Below are 19041 nucleotides of genomic sequence, written 5' to 3'. Positions count from 1 at the left end.
GTCCTTTATTTTCATTTTTGCGTTGCGTGATACATTTCAAACTTACCTTTGAGTACAATTTCGTCTCCAACATAGCTTTTTACATCCACTATAGTAATAGCTCTGTTGTCTGTTGCTGGACGTACTTTTGCTTTTGCTATGATGCGTTCACCTTCGTATACAGAACGAACAAAGCGAACAGTTGCTTGTGTAGTTAAAGCTAGTTCATTTGGGATGACTGCGGTTGCTAAGGAATTAGCTTGGGCAAATAGGTGATGCCCTCGAGCGATTTTATTTCGTTTAAAAACATGCTCACTTCTCACGTCAAAAATGGAAATTGCACTCTTACTAAGTTGGATATCAATAATTTCACCAATCACTTCATCGATGGGAAGACTTTTTACTGCGTCGGCATAATTGACACTCGCTACATGTTTGATTCGCTCTCTGAGTTCAGGGATAGAAAGAGCCACCCGGTCTAAACGGATAGTCTGAACGCTAACCCCAAATTTTTCAGCAAGTTGCTCATCTGTTATGAAAGGATTTTCTTCAATAGCAACTTGAAGTTTCATTTGTCGATCCTTCTTAGAATATTTTTTCATGCACGGTTCCTCATCTCTTTTTTTGTGAAAGGTATTAACACCAGCTACTAAAGACTGGCTAAAAAAAGGAAGTTACCTCTGCTGGATAACCTTCAGAACTTCCTCCTATTTATTGGTACTTTAATATGTTATTAAAAATCAAGCCAAGTTGCAAGTTTTTTTAAAGTTTGTTACATAGGTTTAATCTAGTTTTTGTTCTGTGAAGACGCCTTCTTCCTCAAGTAGCGCCACTAATTTATCGTACGTTTTATTTTCCAACATGTTTTCTTCAAAGATCATATGGACGGCATCTTGGCGAGCGATTTCAAGCGCACGGTAATCATGAACCATATCAGCGACTTTGAATTCTGGAACGCCACTTTGTTTTCTACCGAAGAAATCTCCTGGTCCACGAAGTTCGAGGTCTCGTTCGCTGACAACAAAGCCATCGTTTGTTTCTGACATAATCATCATTCGTTCTTTTCCGACCTCGGTTTTTGGGTCAGCAATTAAAATACAATAAGATTGCTCAGCCCCTCGCCCAACTCGTCCCCTCAGTTGATGCAACTGCGCTAAACCAAAACGGTCTGCATCATATATGACCATCATCGTAGCGTTCGGAACATTTACGCCAACTTCGACTACGGTAGTGGATACGAGGCAGTCAATTTTTTTATCATTAAAGTCGCGCATAATTTGTTCTTTGTCTGCCGGTAATAACTTGCCGTGCATGAGTCCTGGAACATATTTAGTGCCCCATTTATTTTGTAAAATGTTGAAAACGTCTATCGCATTTTGCACATCGAGTTTTTCGGATTCTTCAATTAATGGACAAATAATGTAAACTTGGTGACCTTTATCGATTTCTTTTTCCATAAAACCGATAACGCGATCAAGCATTTGATGTTTTACCCAGTAGGTTTCAATTTCTTTTCGTCCAGCTGGAAGTTCATCAATGATCGATACATCCATTTCCCCGAAAGCTGTAATTGCGAGCGTTCTAGGGATTGGCGTTGCGGTCATAAATAACACATCAGGATATTCGCCTTTTTCCCGTAAAATCCGGCGCTGTGCTACACCAAACCTATGTTGTTCATCTGTAATAACTAAACCAAGTCGATGATAAATTACTTCGTCTTGGATTAAAGCATGGGTGCCAATTAAAACGTCAATTGAGCCATTTTCAAGCATTGCCAGTAATTCTCTACGTTGCTTCCCTTTCACACTACTAGTAAGCAAACCAACTGTAATATCAAAGGGTTGTAGTAGCTCCACTAATGAATTCGCATGTTGTTCAGCTAAAATCTCCGTTGGGACCATTAAAGCGCTTTGGAAACCGCTTTTGGCAGCTGCATACATCGCGATCGAGGCTACAACTGTTTTTCCTGATCCAACGTCTCCTTGTAACAAACGATTCATATGGAAGTGCGATAACATATCTCCGCAAATCTCGTTCACTACTCTTTTTTGCGCTTTTGTTAGCGGAAATGGTAAAGAATCGATATAATGACGCAAATCTTCTACATCATAATTAATCGAAATCCCACCCGACTTCTCACGTTCGATTTTACGGAAAAACTGCATTTTTAATTGGAAAAGCAAGAATTCTTCGTAAACCATTCGGCGTCTAGCTTGTTTTAATTCCTCATTGTTTTTTGGGAAATGAAGCACGCGAACAGCTTCTAACCGATCCATTAATTGATATTTTTCAAGTAAATTGGTTGGGATAACTTCTTCTATATCCTTGCTATAACTATCAAAAGCAAGCCGAGTGTATTTTTGCATCGTTTTATTACGAAGGGTTCCTTTTAATCTATAAACACCTTCTAATTCTTCTTCATTTTCTACAGCGCCTATTTTAATTTTGCTAGCTGTAATTTGGGCGCGGCTTTTATCCCATTTGCCAGAAATCGTCACTGTTTCGCCAACGCTTATTTTATTTTTTAAATAGGGTTGGTTGAAAAAATCGATTTTGATGACTTGACCTTCTGTTGACACGCGGAAAGAGAGCTTCGATTTTTTTCGTCCGTAAAAGGCTACAGTTGCTTCGGTTAGCACTTCGCCTTGAATTGTAATTCGTTCTTCATGCGCTACTTCCGATAAATCCCGCAACCGGTAATCTTCATAGCGATACGGGAAGTTCCATAGCAAATCATGCACGGTCGATAAACCTAACTCTTTTAAAGTTTTAGCTGTTTCTTCACCAATTCCTTTGATTTCAGTTGTCGGGATTCGTTTAAGTTCACTCACGTTTATCTTCTGGCGACAATCCGAAAATCTTCCGCTGAATGGCGCGTCCAGTCGGTGTAGCCGCCAATCCTCCTTCTGCCGTTTCTCTTAAAGAGCTTGGCATTTGTAACCCAACGCGGTGCATTGCTTCAATCACTTCATCACATGGGATACGACTTTTAATGCCTGCTAGTGCCATATCAGCTGAAATAATTGCTTGCGAAGAACCAAGGGCATTTCTTTTCACGCATGGCACTTCTACAAGTCCTGCTACTGGATCACACACAAGCCCAAGCATATTTTTCATTGTCATCGCCATCGCATGCGCAGATTGTTCGGGGGTTCCTCCCGCGGCTGCTACAATCGCTGCTGAAGCCATTGCACTTGCAGAACCAATTTCCGCCTGACAACCACCTGCTGCCCCGCTTATAAATGCATTATTCGCAACTACATAACCAAATGCTCCAGCTGTGAATAAAAAGTTAACCATATCTTCACGCGTCATTTCAAGACGATCTTTTAAAGAGAAAAGTACGCCTGGCACAACGCCTGCGCTTCCAGCAGTTGGAGTCGCACAAATAACACCCATCGCTGCATTAACCTCATTTGTTGCAATCGCTTTTGCTACTGAATCTAGTAAAACTTCACCAGATAAAAAGTTTCCTTTTTTGATATAGTCTTGCATGAGGACAGCATCTCCGCCCGTTAATCCGGTAGTTGAAGTAACACCTGCCTCGCCTTCATGAATAGCTTCTTCCATAATATCTAAATTCCGTTCCATCGCAGCAGTTATTTCCTCCCGCGGTAAACCAGAAATATTCATTTCACGTTTAATCATAATTTCAGCAATAGTTAGGTTCTCGCGTTCAGCGATGTCCACTAATTCTGCAACAGTTCTAAACATTATCAACACTCACTTTCTATACTCATTACCAACATACCTGATTTACAACTCAAAATAAAGCCAAATGCACGTTTTATTTACGCACATTTGGCTTTACACAAATCGAGCGAAAGCCACCGATTTACTAGAGACAAGTACCAAAACGATTAAATCATTACGCTTGCTACTTGGTAAATCCCTGGTAATTCAGCAATTTTGCTAATTAAATCTTGTTCAACTTGTTGGTCAACTTCTATTACCATTAAAGCTTCGTCGCCTTTTACTTTGCGCGATACTTTCATTTGACCGATATTAATTTTATGGTCAGCGATTACGGATGACACTGCAGCAATCGCACCAAATTTGTCTTGATGTAAAATAAGGATAGCTGGAGCAGTTCCAGTGAATTCTAGCTCAAATTCGTTTAAGCGAATAATTTCTACTTTGCCGCCACCAATCGATGCGCCAATTAAGGTCATTTGTTGCATACCATGTTTTAACACTAATTTGACAGTGTTTGGATGAGGCGGCTCTTCCACTTCTTCAATAAATTGGATGCGCATGCCCCATTCTTCTGCAAGCTTAGCGGATTCTTTCATACGCGGATCATCTGGCTCAAAACCAAGCAATCCACCAATCAGCGCCACATCTGTTCCGTGGCCTTTATACGTTTTAGCAAAAGAACCATATAAATGAATATCTACTTGGGATGGTTGTTCATTAAAAACAGCTCGTGCAATGGCACCAATACGACTAGCACCGGCAGTATGAGAACTCGATGGACCAATCATTACTGGACCAATAATATCAAACACGCTATTAAATTTCACTAAAATCATCCTTTCTTCTATTCATTTAAAACAAGTCTTTACTCTACCGCAAAAATATACGGGTAAACTGGTTGGTCGCCTTCATGAATTTCTACCTCTACATCTGGAAAAGCTTCTGTTATTTTATCTGCTAAAAGTTCTGCTTTTTTAGCATCTGCATCTTCCCCGAAAATAATAGTAACGATTTCGCTATCATCATCAAGTAATTTTTCTAATGTTTCATAAGCAGCTTCTTCTAAAGTTTCGCGGCTGACTTTGATTTTACCTTCAACCATACCGATAAAACTGTCTTTTTTAATTACAACGCCTTCCACCGTAGTGTCTCGAACAGCTGTTGTAACTTGACCACTTGCTACGTCCTGAATTGCTTCTCTCATCGCTTCTGCATTGGAAGTGAAATCTTGTTCTGGTTGGAAAGTAAGCACAGCAGTAAGTCCTTGTGGAATTGTTTTAGTTGGGATGATTTGTACTTTATCTTCTCCAAGAATTTGAGCCGCTTGTTCTGCAGCCATTTGGATATTTTTATTATTTGGAAGAACAAAAACTTGTTCTGCATTTGCTGATTCAATGGCTTTTACAATATCTTCTGTGCTTGGATTCATTGTTTGACCACCAGAAAGTACAATGGATACGCCCATGCTTTCAAATAGTTTTTTCAATCCTTCTCCTGCTGAAACTGTAACGATACCATAAGGAGCTTTTTCCTTGGCTGGCGCTTTATCGTCGCCAACGATTTCATTATGCTGTTCGCGCATATTTTCTACTTTCATTTTAAGGAGACTACCGTATTGTTGACCATAGTTTAGAACTTCACCAGGATGTTCTACATGGACATGCACTTTTACGACTTCATCATCTGCCGCTACAAGTAAAGAATCACCTAGTTCACTTAAGTCTTGGCGGAATTGTTCTTCATCAAAAGGTTTTAGCCCTGGTTTATTTTCGTTAATCTTCACAATAATTTCTGTACAATAACCAAAATGAATATCCTCAGTGGACATAAAGTCTTGCACATGGCGATGATGTTCTGCATTAATTAATTCGCCCATTGATGCCATATAATCAGGTGCTTCAGCCATTTTACCAGTGAGCACTCCGTAAAATCCTTCATAAATAATAATCAGACCTTGGCCACCACTATCAACAACGCCAACTTCTTTTAAAACTGGAAGTAAATCAGGCGTTTTTTCAAGGGCTACTTTTCCTTGTTTCAAAATTGCTTCCATTACTAATTCGATTTCTTGATGTTCATTTGCGGCAAGAACACCCGCTTTGGCTGCTTCACGTGCTACAGTTAAAATGGTTCCTTCGACTGGCTTCATTACTGCTTTATAAGCAGTCTCTACACCTTTTACAAAGGCATTTGCAAATTCTTCTGCATTAAGTGTTTCTTTATTTTCAATTGATTTAGAAAAGCCTCGGAAAAGTTGGGATAAGATAACGCCAGAATTTCCACGTGCTCCCATCAACAAGCCTTTTGCAAGGTTTGCTCCAACGGCACTAATTGTTTCTTTGTCATTTTTTGCTACTTCTTCTGCTCCACTTGTCATGGATAAATTCATATTTGTTCCCGTGTCACCATCTGGAACCGGGAAAACGTTTAATGAATCAACAAAATCAGCATTTTTCGCTAAATTTTCTGCTCCAAGCGCTATCATTGCTGCAAATTTCTCTGGGTCTAACTGATATATACTCACTTACATAATCCTCCTTATGATTCCTTGATTACTCGGACACCTTGAACATAAATATTCACTGATTCCACTGTAATACCGAGTGTTTTTTCTAGTGTGTATTTCACGCGTTCTTGTACGTTATGAGCTACTTCTGAAATTTTAGTTCCAAAGCTAACAATAATATACATGTCAATATGTATACCTTCTTCTTCTTGTCTTACAATAACACCTTTTGTATAATTTTCTCTTCTAAGAATATCGGTTAAACCATCACGAATTTGATGTCTACTTGCCATACCTACAATTCCAAAATTTTCTTCGGCAGCACCACCAGCGATTGTTGCGATAACATCACTAGTAATATCAATTTTGCCAAGCTTTGTGTCGATTTCGATTGCCATTCTATATTCCTCCCTACGGATTATATTCTCGTTCGATTATTTTTTTATTATTGTTTTTAATTGCTAGTTTAGTTGTTCTTACCTATTTTACTATAATCACAGCCCTTTGGAAAGCATATCACAAATTTGGCTGATTAAATCCGCATTTATGCTGTCAAGTAAAAATTCTTTGCACTATTTTCGCATATCCTCTTGCAAAGTATACTTGTTTATGATAAATTATTCTAGTGTATGAAAAACAAAAGGATAGGTTATTTTAAATAAATTATCCGAAGAGCTCTGTAAGGAGGGGTAAACTATGGCTAAAGAATGTGTTATTACAGGCCGCAAATCACGTTCCGGTAACAAACGTTCCCACGCAATGAACTCCAGCAAACGTACTTGGAAAGCTAACTTGCAAAAAGTACGGATTCTGGTTAACGGCAAACCTAAAAAAGTTTGGGTATCTGCTCGTGCGCTTAAATCTGGTAAAGTGGAACGCGTTTAATCGAAGGAGAAATCAAGTGCAGCGACAATCATGTCGGTGCATTTTTTCTTTGTCTAAAAATAAAAAATACAGGCGAAAATCACCTGTATTTCTCATTAATCATTACTTTGTGTTAATAAAATCATTCCAGTTTTAAAAGAAAACGCTCCAATTTGATCGACAAACTCATTACTCGAAAGTGCCGAACCTACTGGATAAGTAGCATTATCAAGTGGATAAACGAATCCTTTTAGTGTAAGTCCTGTAACATCTTTCATTGTTGTGAATGCTACATATTTTTTATCTGGCAGTTTTTCAATTGTATAGCTTCCTGGTGTATACATTTTGATATAGTTATAGCGATCAATCATTTCTACAACCGGCACAGCGTCTAAGAATCGTGGCTTTGTTAGCATCATCAGATTCGCAAGTAAGTGGTCTAAACGGCCTCCTGTTGCTCCAAAAATGCGTATCTTATCTGGTTTTTGTTCCATTGCCCAGCTTAGCCCAATTTCTGTATCTGTTTCATCCTTTTCGGCAGGAAATTCATGTACATCAGCTACTTTTGTTTTTAAATGAGCTAATTCTTCTTTTGTTAAAGAATCAAAATCTCCCATTGCAACGGTCGGAACAATTCCTCTATCTAACAAACGTTTAGCCCCGCGGTCTACGCCAACCCAACTAATATCTGTATTCGTATATTGTGTTAAATCAGGAATTTCTGACGCAGGTCCACCAACCATGATATTAATTATTTTCATATTTGTGTTCCCTTCTTTCCTAACAAATAAGGCTGGAACGAAAAGTCTGTCCCAGCCCCCAAATATTATTCGCCTACAATAGCTCGTAATTTGTCAATTGGCGTTTGACGATTTTTATTTCCATAAATATAACTTCCAGCTACAAAAACATTTGCGCCGGCATCTCGACATAATTTCGCTGTTTCATGATCCACGCCGCCATCTACTTCGATTTCGATGTCTAAGCCTTTTTCATCCACGATTTTTTTGAAGGCAGAAATTTTTTCTAGTACCTCTGGAATAAATTTTTGTCCGCCAAATCCTGGATTTACTGTCATAAATAAAACCATATCTAGTTCATTTAAAACATGTTGTAATACGTCAATTGGTGTTGCGGGATTTAGCACTGCACCTGCTTTTACTCCGTATGAACGGATGAGTTGTAACGTGCGGTGAAGATGCGTGCAAGCTTCCACATGGACGGTAATATAATCAGCACCTGCTTTTGCAAATTCAGGGATGTATGTATCAGGATTTTCAATCATTAAATGAACATCAAGTGGTAGTTTTGTTTCTGGACGAATCGCTTTTACGACAGCAGGACCGAAAGTGATATTTGGAACGAAATGTCCGTCCATTACATCAACATGGATATAATCCGCGCCGTAATTTTCTACTTCTTTAATATCTCTTGCAAGATTTGCAAAGTCTGCACTTAAAATCGAAGGAGCTATTTTTCCCATTTTTAATACCTCGGCTTTCTGTTTTTTAATTCTTGTAAAATTTGGATGTAGTGTTTGTAGCGGAAATCAGCTATTTCATTTGCTTCAACAGCTGTTTTTACAGCGCAATTCGGCTCATTGTCATGCATACAACCTCGGAATTTACAGCCACTACGACGATCTTCCATTTCTGGAAAACAAAATTGTAATGTTTCTGGTTGTAAATCATCCCACTCAATCGAGCTAAAGCCAGGCGTATCTGCTACAAAGCCATCACCAATTGGCATTAGTTCTACGTGTCTAGTCGTATGTTTACCACGTCCAAGTGAGTTCGATATTTCGGCCGTTTTTAAGGTTAAATCGCTATTTAAACTATTTAATAAAGTGGACTTACCTACACCCGATTGCCCGGCAATAACTGCTGTTTTTCCGCTAATGTAGTCTTTAATTGCTTCTTTATCTGGTTCATCATTAGTTACAAAAACGTCGTAGCCAATTGTTTCATATACCTCTTTATAAACCGCAATTTGTTCTTTTTCCGCATCTGTTGCTAAATCCATTTTACTAATACAAATAACAGGTTGGATGTCTTCTTTTTCGATTGCGACTAAGAAACGATCTGCCAGGTTTGTAGAAAAATCTGGTTCTACTGCCGAAAACACAAGAATCGCAATATCGATGTTTGCCACGGGAGGGCGAACTAGCGCATTCTCCCGTGATAACACATCTAAAATATAACCATCCGTCTTATTTTCTACTTGAAATTCTACGTCATCACCAACTAGCGGGGAAATATTTCGTTTTCTAAAATTCCCGCGCGCCCTACATTGGTATATTTTCCCTTCAGAGAATACATAGTAAAATCCGCTCAACGCTTTGATAATTTGTCCTTCCAGCACATTTCCTCCGTTCTCTTTTTTAATTTGGATAAGGGACTGTACCTTCATCGATTACTTTATCGTCACTGATGATTTTGTAGCCTGCGCTAGAACCTTCTTCAATTTGGAAAGTCACTTCTACCGAGGTATTTTGGGTAATATTCATTTCTCGGTATGCGCTTGTCATACTATGATCTTTGTCTTGAATGTAAATTTGGACTTTCTGTGGTTGTGGATTTTCTTCATCGCTTGGTGTATAAGGGATGTTAAATGTTTTTGTAACTTCTTTAACTTGTTTTTCTTTTGGTCCAGCAGAAATAACGATTTCAATAGTATCGCCTGCATTTATTGCCGTTCCAGCTGATGGGGATTGCGAAATTACTTGCCCTTTTTCTACTGAGTTTGAGTTTTCTTCTTTACTCGAAACTTTGAGTCCAAGTGGTGAAGCATAATCTTCTACAGCTGTTTTTGTATAGCCACGAAGGTCTTTAAGTGTAATCGGTTCTGCACCTTTACTTACGACAAATTTTACATCTGTCGACTTAGCAACTACTTCCGTTCCTTGAGTTGGGGTTTGGCTAATAATCATTCCTTTACCAACTTCAGAACTATATGCTTCTTCTGCAGAAATATTGCTGAAACCTTGCTGCTCTAGCAAAGTTTTAGTCTCAGAGTAACTTCTACCAGTATAGTCTTCCATCGTAATTTTCTTAGAACCTATACTTACAAATAAATTGATTTTCGTGCCTTTTTCTTTCATTTCACCCGCTGATGGGTCCGTATTGATAACTTTGCCTTCTTCTACGTCATCGCTATTTTTTTCTGCTGTTTTACCAATAACAAAGCCATCTTTTTGCAGTAAGGCAATTGCTTGGTCTTCTGTTTTACCAGAAACATCAGGAACAGCGACTTCATCAGGACTTTTACCTAAAAGCCATAACAGTAAAATACCAATAATGAAAAGAACGATTACGGAAGACACGATTAAAATAATCTTCTTTTTCTTGCTCATTTTTTTCTTCTTTTTACCTTTTTTATCGTCTACAGCTACTTCTTCTGCAGCTACTTTACCTTCTGGAACGATGGTTTTATCTAGATTTTGCATCGCTTCTTTTGTGGCGATGATTGGAATTGTTTTTGTGTCGCCATCATCATCATTGGTTGGAAAAACGTATTTAGGTTCATTTAGACGATCTTTATTTAAGCAGGTTTGCAAATCTTTTTCCATTTCTTCTGCGTTTTGATAACGTAAAAATGGATCTTTTGCTGTTGCTTTAATAATAATGTTTTCTAAGCTTTGAGGAATTTCTGGGTTTTGGGCTCTTGCAGACGGAATTTCTGCTTGTAAATGTTTGATAGCGATTGAAACAGCCGATTCTCCGTCAAAAGGTACCTTCCCAGTTAGGAGTTCATATAAAACAATTCCGAGCGAATAGATGTCTGACTTTTGAGTTGCCATCCCACCGCGAGCCTGTTCTGGTGATAAGTAATGGACAGAGCCAAGTAAGGAATTCGTTTGGGTGATGGATGTTTCAGAAAGTGCCATCGCAATCCCAAAATCAGTAATTTTTACGACTCCATCATGATCAATTAAAATATTTTGTGGTTTTAAATCGCGATGAATAATGTGATGTTGATGTGCGATAGCTACTGCTGAAACGATTTGAAGCATGATGTCTACAGCTTTATCATAGCTAATTGGGTGATTTTCTTGGATATACTGTTTTAAATCCATCCCATCCACATGTTCCATCACTATATAGTGTAAATCATTTTCTTCGCCAACATCGTACACACTAACAATGTTAGGATGCACTAAGCTAGTTGCTGATTGGGCTTCACGTTGAAACCTGCGAATAAGGTTGCTTTCATCCGCTAAATCAATCCGTAAAATTTTTACAGCTACATCGCGGTCAAGAATTATATCATGCGCAAGATAGACATTGGCCATTCCACCCCCGCCTATCGCATGTAAAATTTTGTATCGATCATTTAGTCGCTTACCAATCATCATGAAGCATCCCTCCCTTTCTGCATAAGATTTCTTTCTACTAACAACACAGTGATATTATCTTCTCCCCCGTAAGAATTCGCTTTTGTAATAAATACATCGGCTTTTTCAGAAAGAGTTCGTTTACTTTTTAAAATTTCTTCCATTTCAGCTTCTGGGACCATATTAGTCAAACCATCGGAACAAAGTAATAATGTATCGCTCGTTTGAAATGGTACTACAAATGTGTCTACTTCTACTTTTCCTTCTACGCCTAGTGCTCGTAAAAGAATGTTTTTCCGCGGATGATTCATCGCATCTTCTTTGCTGATTTCGCCAGTTCTTAGAAGTTCGTGTACAAGCGAGTGATCTTCTGTTAATTGACGCATTACATCGTTTTGAAGTAAATAACCTCGGCTATCCCCTACATTGGCGATAACTACTTGTGACTGAGCCATAATTGCTGCAACAAGGGTTGTTCCCATACCATTTAGATCCATTTCACTTTCCGCGTAAAGTACAATTTCTTTATTGACTTCTTGGATTGTTTTTTGAAGCCATGTTTCAATTTCTTCTGCGGTTAAAAGAGCGGTCGTTTCTTTCCACGCGTCGCTAAGTAGACGAACTGCCATTTCGCTCGCAACATCTCCTGCGCGGTGCCCCCCCATACCGTCTGCAACAATGACAATCGGCTGCTTATCTTTGTTTTCAAATACGCCGCCATTGTCTTCATTATGATGTCTTATTCTGCCTCTGTCTGTTCTAAATTCTGCATGCATTTATACGCACCTCACTATTTTTCAGGACTCACTTTTCTTAAGCTGGAAACAAAGAATCCATCGCTTCCGATATCTGTTGGTAAAAGTTGTACAAAATCGTCCTTCTTAATTTGTGCCAATTTTTCAGGAAGTACTACAGGTTCTAGTGCAAATTCTGGATGTTTTTCTAGGAATGCGCGCAAGACTGTTTCGTTTTCTTCCTTGTCAATGGTACAAGTACTATAAACTAATATACCATTTTCTTTTACTAATTGGCTAACATCATCTAAAATTGCTAGTTGAATTTCTGCTAATTTATGAATATCTTTTTCTGTTTTTGCGTATTTAATATCTGGTTTTCTACGAAGAACACCAAATCCTGAACACGGCGCATCGACTAAAATACGGTCAAACGTTTCTGGTTCAAACATTGTGCTTGCGGTTCTCGCATCTAGATAAGCTGTACGAATGTTTAAAAGTTGTAATCTTTTGGCGGCTTGATCAATGAGTTTGGTTTTCTTTTCATGAATATCAAGTGCATGAACCATTCCAGTGCCGTGCATTTTTTCAGCTATGTGGGTTGTTTTTCCGCCTGGCGCTGCACAAGCATCTAGTACGGTTAAATTATCTTCTAGTTGAAGCGCATAGGCTACGAGCATCGAACTTTCGTCTTGAATGCTACATTTGCCGTCTTTATAAGCTTTTGTTTCAGCTACAGAGCCTTTTTCAACGAGTAAAGCTTCATCGATAAATTCGTTGCGAGTAGCAGTGATACCTTGGTCATTTAATTCTTTGATTAGCTGCTCGGCGCGAATTTCCGTTTGGTTCACGCGTATACTTTGATGCGGGGCTACTAAGAATGCCAGACCAATTTCACGTAGTTTTTCGAGACCATATTGATCAGCCCATCTTCTCGCTAACCATTCCGGCAAGCTTGTTTCGACAGCGATTTTTTGTACTGGGTCTTTAATTAAATCAATACTTGGTACGCCTTTACGGATAACATTTCGTAATACCCCATTGACAAATTTCGTCACGCCTTGATGTCCAAGGTCTTTAGCAATATCGCCTGCTTCATTTAAAATCGCGTGTTCTGGAACTTTATCTAAAAAAGTTAATTGGTAAACGGACATTCTTAGTAGATTTTTCACCCAGTTGTCTGGTTCTTTGTTTAGAAACGTCGCTAAGTAGTAATCAAGCGTGATTTTGCGCTGTGTGGTTCCGTATACTAATTCTGTTAAAAGCCCTTTATCAAGCGGGTTTAACTTCTGTTTTTTTAGCGCGTCGTTAATTAATAGATGGCTGTATGATTGATTGTTTTCGATTTTAATGATGAGTTCTAATGCAATTGCACGAACTGTTTTTTGTTTTTTCATTTATTCACCAAACCTTGTCGTCTTGCTTAGATTTCTGCCAGCACCAGACATGAATGAATGGATATCCATTTTCGGTTTTCCAGCTGGTTGGATTACTGTTGGGACAATAAGTGTGCCGTCACCTGCTACGATTTTGAGCGTTGATTTATCTGTTAAAATCGTGCCCGGTTCGCCGCTTGTTTTTGTATCTTCAAACGTTGCTTCCCAAATTTTAAAAGGTTTTTCTTCAAGTGTCGTATAAGCAACTGGCCAAGGCGAAAGTCCACGAATTTGGTTAAAAATCGTCCGTCCTGGTTTTGTCCAATTGATTTTCTCTTGCTCTCTAGAAATATTTCGCGCAAAAGTTACTTTTTCTGGATCTTGTGCTACAGCGGTAATTTTTCCCGCTAAAAAGTCAGGTAATGTATCCATTAATAATTCTGCACCAAGCTTGCTTAATTTATCAAACATAGTACCAGTGTTATCTTCCTCTGTAATAGGAATTTTGCGCTGACTTATCATATCACCCGCATCCAATTTTTCAACCATATACATAATCGTCACGCCGGTTTCTGTTTTTCCGTCAAGCAGTGCATAATGGACCGGAGCCCCGCCACGATATTCTGGTAAAAGTGATGCGTGGACATTAATCGCACCATGCTTAGGTGATTCAAGTAGCGTATTAGGTAGAATTTGACCGTATGCGGCTGTTACAAGTAAATCTGCTTCTAATGAAATAAGTTCTTCTAACTCGCTAGATGTGCGTAATTTTTCTGGTTGATAAACTGGGATTCCTAATTCCAAAGCTGCTTTTTTTACAGGCGGTGGGGTTAAAATTCGTTTGCGTCCAACTGGTCGGTCTGGCTGTGTGACAACTGCAATCACATCATAAGCACTAGCTAATTGTTCTAAAACTGGGACAGAGAATGCAGGTGTTCCCATAAAAATAATTTTTGTCATCGGTTTACTCCTTTTACATTAAGACGTATGGTTGTACGTCAATCGTTATCGTTAAGCCTTTTTGTTGATCTTTTTGGTAATGGGTGATTAGTGTTTTTAGTTCTTTTTTTAAGTTTGGTTCAATTTTATATTTAATAATACATTGGTAACGATATTTGTTTTTAATTCGGGTAATAGTGCTTGGTACTGGGCCAAGAATAACGGCATCAGGACCTAACTTTCCTCGTAAAAACTGCGCCATTTCTTGAATTGTTCGAATGGCTTTCATTTCATTTTCATCGCTGACATTAATCATCGTTAAGTAATAAAATGGTGGATAAGAACCCATTTTCCTGAGCTTCATTTCGTGATTATAAAAGCCGATAAAGTCATGTTGTTTGGCAAATTCAATGCTGTAATGCTCTGGATTATAGCTTTGGACAACTACTTCGCCTGTTCGCTCATGGCGCCCTGCCCGGCCACTTACTTGGGTGAGCAATTGGAAAGTTCTTTCTGAGGCGCGAAAATCAGGTAAATGAAGCATGGTGTCCGCATTTAATACGCCAACTAACGTAATATCGGGAAAATCTAGCCCTTTAGCAATCATTTGTGTTCCTAGCAAAATATCAGCTTCATGGTTCCGAAAGCTTTTGAGTAATTTTTCATGGGCGCCTTTTGTTCTTGTTGTATCTACATCCATTCGGATTACACGTGCTTCTGGAATCAGCTTCGTTAGGCTTTCTTCTACTTTTTGAGTACCTGTTCCAAAATAACGGATATGTTCGCCTTCACAGCTAGGACAATGCTTAGGGACGCGTTCTTCATGACCACAGTAGTGACATTTCATTTGGTTGCTAGACTGGTGATAAGTGAGCGAAATATCACAGTTAGGACATTCGACAACATAACCACAATCACGACACATTACAAAAGAAGAGTAACCACGACGATTTAGCATTAAAACGGTTTGTTCTTTTTTGGCAATTCGGTCTTTAATTTTCTCTAACAATTCAGTCGAAAATTCAGTGCGGTTTTCTTTACGCAATTCTTCGCGCATATCCACAACTCGTACTTCCGGCATTGCACGATCATTCACTCGGCTTGGAAGTTCAATTAATGTATAAACGCCTTTTTTCGCTCTAGCAAAAGATTCAAGAGATGGTGTGGCACTCCCGAGAACGACTGGGCATTGGTACTTTTCTGCGCGCCAAATCGCTACGTCTCTTGCATGATAGCGCGGATTATCTTCTTGTTTATAACTTGCTTCGTGCTCTTCATCAATAATAATTATTCCTAAATTTTCAAATGGTGCAAACACAGCGGAACGAGCGCCAACGACAACACGTGCTTCTTTCCGTTCGATTTTACGCCATTCATCGTATTTTTCTCCGGAAGAAAGGGCACTGTGGAGTACTGCAACTTCACTACCAAAGCGACTTTTAAAACGTTCTACCATTTGCGGTGTAAGGGAAATTTCTGGCACTAAAACGATAGCTTCTTTACCTTCTTTTAGTTTTGCTTCAATTGTTTGTAAATAGATTTCGGTTTTTCCGCTTCCGGTGACGCCGTGTATTAAGAACGTTTCTTGCTCGGTTGCTGCAATGATTTTCTCACAGGCTAACGCTTGATCCGGTAGCAACTGGAGCGACTCACTTTTTTCAAATTGGTGATTTTCGTAAGGGTCGCGTGAAATGATTTTTTCTTGGATAGTGAGTATGTTTAAATCTACTAATTTTTTTATTGTTGCATCAGTTGTTTCTGCTTGTTTTTTTAGTTCTGCGGCGGCAATTTCGGTTCCTTCGAATGCTTGAAAAAATGCTAATACACGTGATTGTGCTTTGGCATTTTTAGGCATATCTTCTATTATTTCAGCTAATTGGTGCGGTGCCTTTAAACAGCTAACGACACGAACTTTTTTGCTTGTAATTTTATTTTTCACTTGGTAGACGACTTCCACGCTACCTTCTCTTACCCATTTGCCAATTTCTTTGAGTAAGCCGCGCGACTCTGCTACTTTCCAATCAAGTGTTTCATAGCCTTCGAATAATCGTTCTAGCGCTTCATTTTCTTCATCTAAACGCAAAAAATATTTTTCATACTTCGCCCGTAGTGCAGCTGGTAACATGGCTTGATAAGCAGAAACGCGAAAACTAAGGGTATCCTCCGCTAACCAATCACCTAGTTCCATCAATTCCTCGTTTAATACAGGCGCCAAATCCATGACTGCCTCAATACCTTTTAATTTCGGATTTTCTTCTGTTTCGCCAAGAGAAATGACAAAGCCTTGTATTTTACGATTTCCAAATGGGACACTCACTCGCATACCAGGACGAATAAGATCTTCTAAATCTTCTGGAATAAAGTAATCAAATGGACGATCCACTTGCATGGCTGGAACGTCCACAATAACTTTCGCTATATTAATCATTCGTTCACTTCCTTAAAAAGTTAGCGGCTTCTTCGATGATATGTTCTGCAACTTCTTTTTTGTCTAGTAACGGTAATGCGTCATTCGATCCATCTTTTCGGTAAAAAGTGACAATATTGGTATCTCCTGAAAAACCTGCGCCTGCTTCGCTGATATTATTTGCGACAATCATATCGGCATTTTTGGACGTGAGTTTTTTAAGTGCATTTGTTTCTAGATTTTCTGTTTCAGCAGCAAAGCCAATTACTACTTGGTCGGCTGTTTTATTTTGGCCGATTTCAAGTAAAATGTCTTTTGTTCGTTTCATTTCAATTGTAAAATCGCCTGGTTGTTTTTTGATTTTTTGCTCTGAAACATTTGCTGGCGTGTAATCTGCTACGGCTGCTGTCATCACGAAAATATGCTGTTCGGCTTTACGTTCTAAAACAGCTTGATACATCTCATCCGCCGATTCAACATATACCGCTTCTACGCCTGGCGGTACGGGTAGTGTTTTGCTTGTCGTAATAAGCGTTACATTTGCACCGTGACGTGCTGCTGACTCAGCTATACTAAAGCCCATTTTCCCTGTAGAATGATTTGTAAAGTATCGTACTGGATCTAATTTTTCGCGAGTCGCGCCAGCTGTTACGAGTACTTTTTTGCCTTGAAGTAGGTCTTTATCTTCTTGAAAAAATTCCGCAATACGGAGAACGATTTTTTCGGGTTCTTCGAGGCGACCTCGGCCAACATAGCCACATGCCAAGTAACCTTCTTCTGGTTCAATAAAACGGACGCCATCTGCATATAGTCTGTTAATGTTTCGAATAACTGCTGGATGTTGAATCATATGGACGTTCATTGCTGGTGCAACCCAAACTGGCGCTTCTGTAGCTAGAATAGTCGTTGTTACCATATCATCAGCAATACCATTTGCCATTTTACCAATCAGATTTGCTGTTGCTGGTGCGACAATTACTAAATCAGCCCAGTCAGCTAAATCAATATGTGCAACCACACTAGATTTTTTTTCGTCAAAGGTGTCGGTATATACATCATTTTTGGATAATACTTGAAACGAAAGCGGTGGAACAAATTCTTGTGCGTGCTCGGTCATCATGACTTTAACGTTTGCACCTGCTTGCGTTAATTTACTTGTAAGTGCGACTGCTTTATAGACAGCAATGCCACCTGACACTGCGAGTAAAATATTTTTTCCTTGCATCGATAAGTCACCTCATTTTATTATAAAAAATCATTAGTTCTATTATACCTTAAATTAAGGCAGGACAAAACCATGAAGAAACTAGATTTCTGCTTATTTTTATGATAAGTCCAGCTAACAAAAAAGCCCCGCAATGAAGCGGAGCAGTTAGGCTTATTTTTCGTCGTTTTGTAAAACTAATTTTCCAGCGTGAATTTCTTCTAACGCTTTACCAACAAATTTATCAGATTGGTAGCTTGGTAATACGCCTTTATCGTTTTCTAGTTGCATGTAGCGTGCACGTTTAGCAGCCACAGTAACTAGTGAATATTTTGAGTCGATTTTTAACAATAAATTATCAATTGATGGATATAACATCATTGTAATCCCTCCAACATTTTTTTGTAGCGATGAATTACTCGCTCGGTTTTTAAGTGTTCTGTTTCGACAATGCCTTTGATTTTTTGTACGGCTTTTGATACGACATCATTCACCACAGCATAATCATAAGACGCCATCATTTCAATTTCTTTCTTAGCTGTTTCCATGCGTTCCTCGACAACTTCCATCGATTCTGTACCGCGCCCGATAATCCGGTTTTTAAGTTCGGATAAATCTGGTGGCGTTAAGAAAATGAAAATTCCTTCTGGCATCGCTTTTCGAACTTGCATTGCTCCTTGTACTTCAATTTCGAGAAAAATGTCTATCCCAGCGGCTAGTTTTTCCTCGACATATTCAAGCGGAGTGCCGTAATAGTTACCGACATACTCTGCATATTCTAACATTTTTCCGTCTTTGATAGCTTGTTCAAACACTTCTCGTGAACGAAAATAATAATCGACACCGTCTTGTTCGCCTTCACGAGGAAGACGCGTTGTCATGGAAATAGAATAATCAAAACTTGTTTCCGGATCTTTAAAAACAGCTTCCCGAACAGTTCCCTTACCTACTCCAGATGGACCTGAAAGTACAATTAACAGTCCTCTTTCTGTCATCATTTCCC

General features: G+C 39.0%; 18 protein-coding genes. 1 reads left to right on the top strand and 17 read right to left on the bottom strand.

The features are described from left to right. Positions 1–11: 11 nt before the first annotated feature. From fapR to AC4PG0_RS09695, 6 genes are all read right to left on the bottom strand, one after another. Entirely contained in the window at positions 12–581 is a 570-nt protein-coding gene (gene fapR / locus AC4PG0_RS09720; RefSeq protein ID WP_003762917.1) for a transcription factor FapR, read from the bottom strand. Between the two features lie 180 nt (positions 582–761). After that, on the bottom strand, positions 762–2810 hold the full coding sequence (recG, locus tag AC4PG0_RS09715) for an ATP-dependent DNA helicase RecG (protein ID WP_492167651.1): 2049 nt from the start codon (positions 2808–2810) through the stop codon (positions 762–764). Then, positions 2803–3693 (bottom strand): L-serine ammonia-lyase, iron-sulfur-dependent, subunit alpha, encoded by an 891-nt coding sequence (gene sdaAA, locus AC4PG0_RS09710; RefSeq protein ID WP_153648759.1) that lies wholly within the window; start codon positions 3691–3693, stop codon positions 2803–2805. The genes recG and sdaAA overlap by 8 nt, the downstream gene beginning before the upstream one ends. A gap of 146 nt (positions 3694–3839) precedes the next feature. Continuing rightward, the gene (sdaAB, locus tag AC4PG0_RS09705; RefSeq protein WP_010991023.1) at positions 3840–4502 is read right to left on the bottom strand and encodes an L-serine ammonia-lyase, iron-sulfur-dependent subunit beta; all 663 of its coding nucleotides are present in this window, start codon (positions 4500–4502) and stop codon (positions 3840–3842) included. A gap of 38 nt (positions 4503–4540) precedes the next feature. Further along, the gene (locus AC4PG0_RS09700; RefSeq protein WP_003769290.1) at positions 4541–6199 is read right to left on the bottom strand and encodes a DAK2 domain-containing protein; all 1659 of its coding nucleotides are present in this window, start codon (positions 6197–6199) and stop codon (positions 4541–4543) included. A gap of 14 nt (positions 6200–6213) precedes the next feature. Beyond that, complete coding sequence (locus AC4PG0_RS09695) at positions 6214–6579, bottom strand: Asp23/Gls24 family envelope stress response protein (RefSeq protein ID WP_003720130.1); 366 nt, start codon at positions 6577–6579, stop codon at positions 6214–6216. Positions 6580–6877: 298 nt separating this feature from the next. On the opposite strand from AC4PG0_RS09695, the gene rpmB reads away from it, so the two are divergent. Beyond that, a complete protein-coding gene (gene rpmB / locus AC4PG0_RS09690) occupies positions 6878–7066 on the top strand; it encodes a 50S ribosomal protein L28 (protein WP_003720131.1) in 189 nt (62 codons plus the stop codon). A 95-nt stretch (positions 7067–7161) separates the two neighbouring features. Here rpmB and AC4PG0_RS09685 read toward each other — a convergent pair whose 3' ends face one another. The 11 genes from AC4PG0_RS09685 to gmk form a co-directional block, all read right to left on the bottom strand. Further along, on the bottom strand, positions 7162–7806 hold the full coding sequence (locus tag AC4PG0_RS09685) for a thiamine diphosphokinase (RefSeq protein WP_003762927.1): 645 nt from the start codon (positions 7804–7806) through the stop codon (positions 7162–7164). Positions 7807–7871: 65 nt separating this feature from the next. After that, entirely contained in the window at positions 7872–8528 is a 657-nt protein-coding gene (gene rpe, locus AC4PG0_RS09680; protein WP_003769291.1) for a ribulose-phosphate 3-epimerase, read from the bottom strand. 2 nt (positions 8529–8530) lie between these two features. Continuing rightward, complete coding sequence (gene rsgA, locus AC4PG0_RS09675; RefSeq protein WP_010991024.1) at positions 8531–9406, bottom strand: ribosome small subunit-dependent GTPase A; 876 nt, start codon at positions 9404–9406, stop codon at positions 8531–8533. Positions 9407–9425: 19 nt separating this feature from the next. Further along, a complete protein-coding gene (gene pknB / locus AC4PG0_RS09670; RefSeq protein ID WP_153648758.1) occupies positions 9426–11399 on the bottom strand; it encodes a Stk1 family PASTA domain-containing Ser/Thr kinase in 1974 nt (657 codons plus the stop codon). After that, positions 11396–12154: a Stp1/IreP family PP2C-type Ser/Thr phosphatase gene (locus AC4PG0_RS09665; RefSeq protein WP_003762934.1), complete on the bottom strand. Its 759-nt coding sequence runs from the start codon at positions 12152–12154 to the stop codon at positions 11396–11398. Before AC4PG0_RS09665 ends, pknB begins: the two co-directional genes overlap by 4 nt. A gap of 14 nt (positions 12155–12168) precedes the next feature. Beyond that, positions 12169–13509 (bottom strand): 16S rRNA (cytosine(967)-C(5))-methyltransferase RsmB, encoded by a 1341-nt coding sequence (gene rsmB, locus AC4PG0_RS09660; protein WP_492167650.1) that lies wholly within the window; start codon positions 13507–13509, stop codon positions 12169–12171. Continuing rightward, complete coding sequence (fmt, locus tag AC4PG0_RS09655) at positions 13510–14448, bottom strand: methionyl-tRNA formyltransferase (protein ID WP_003762938.1); 939 nt, start codon at positions 14446–14448, stop codon at positions 13510–13512. Between the two features lie 13 nt (positions 14449–14461). After that, positions 14462–16855 carry a primosomal protein N' gene (priA, locus tag AC4PG0_RS09650; protein WP_185543417.1) on the bottom strand — a complete coding sequence of 798 codons (2394 nt, stop codon included), beginning with the start codon at positions 16853–16855 and terminating at the stop codon, positions 14462–14464. 4 nt (positions 16856–16859) lie between these two features. Continuing rightward, positions 16860–18059, bottom strand: a complete 1200-nt coding sequence (gene coaBC, locus AC4PG0_RS09645) for a bifunctional phosphopantothenoylcysteine decarboxylase/phosphopantothenate--cysteine ligase CoaBC (protein WP_203576010.1) — start codon at positions 18057–18059, stop codon at positions 16860–16862. A gap of 153 nt (positions 18060–18212) precedes the next feature. Beyond that, the gene (gene rpoZ / locus AC4PG0_RS09640) at positions 18213–18416 is read right to left on the bottom strand and encodes a DNA-directed RNA polymerase subunit omega (protein ID WP_003762944.1); all 204 of its coding nucleotides are present in this window, start codon (positions 18414–18416) and stop codon (positions 18213–18215) included. Beyond that, the gene (gmk, locus tag AC4PG0_RS09635) at positions 18416–19033 is read right to left on the bottom strand and encodes a guanylate kinase (protein ID WP_010991026.1); all 618 of its coding nucleotides are present in this window, start codon (positions 19031–19033) and stop codon (positions 18416–18418) included. Before gmk ends, rpoZ begins: the two co-directional genes overlap by 1 nt. Between the last annotated feature and the right edge of the window lie 8 nt (positions 19034–19041).

This window comes from Listeria sp. MAN/IMW/UF464, assembly GCF_058683955.1.
This window is presented reverse-complemented; position numbering and strand designations above follow the sequence as displayed.

Excerpts from the sequence above, each read along its gene's own strand:
- fapR (WP_003762917.1), bottom strand. The coding sequence starts at position 581 with ATGAAAAAATATTCTAAGAAGGATCGACAAATGAAACTTCAAGTTGCT.
- sdaAA (WP_153648759.1), bottom strand. The coding sequence starts at position 3,693 with ATGTTTAGAACTGTTGCAGAATTAGTGGACATCGCTGAACGCGAGAAC.
- AC4PG0_RS09695 (WP_003720130.1), bottom strand. The coding sequence starts at position 6,579 with ATGGCAATCGAAATCGACACAAAGCTTGGCAAAATTGATATTACTAGT.
- rpmB (WP_003720131.1), top strand. The coding sequence starts at position 6,878 with ATGGCTAAAGAATGTGTTATTACAGGCCGCAAATCACGTTCCGGTAAC.
- AC4PG0_RS09685 (WP_003762927.1), bottom strand. The coding sequence starts at position 7,806 with ATGAAAATAATTAATATCATGGTTGGTGGACCTGCGTCAGAAATTCCT.
- rpe (WP_003769291.1), bottom strand. The coding sequence starts at position 8,528 with ATGGGAAAAATAGCTCCTTCGATTTTAAGTGCAGACTTTGCAAATCTT.
- pknB (WP_153648758.1), bottom strand. The coding sequence starts at position 11,399 with ATGATGATTGGTAAGCGACTAAATGATCGATACAAAATTTTACATGCG.
- AC4PG0_RS09665 (WP_003762934.1), bottom strand. The coding sequence starts at position 12,154 with ATGCATGCAGAATTTAGAACAGACAGAGGCAGAATAAGACATCATAAT.
- rsmB (WP_492167650.1), bottom strand. The coding sequence starts at position 13,509 with ATGAAAAAACAAAAAACAGTTCGTGCAATTGCATTAGAACTCATCATT.
- fmt (WP_003762938.1), bottom strand. The coding sequence starts at position 14,448 with ATGACAAAAATTATTTTTATGGGAACACCTGCATTCTCTGTCCCAGTT.
- priA (WP_185543417.1), bottom strand. The coding sequence starts at position 16,855 with ATGATTAATATAGCGAAAGTTATTGTGGACGTTCCAGCCATGCAAGTG.
- coaBC (WP_203576010.1), bottom strand. The coding sequence starts at position 18,059 with ATGCAAGGAAAAAATATTTTACTCGCAGTGTCAGGTGGCATTGCTGTC.
- rpoZ (WP_003762944.1), bottom strand. The coding sequence starts at position 18,416 with ATGTTATATCCATCAATTGATAATTTATTGTTAAAAATCGACTCAAAA.
- gmk (WP_010991026.1), bottom strand. The coding sequence starts at position 19,033 with ATGACAGAAAGAGGACTGTTAATTGTACTTTCAGGTCCATCTGGAGTA.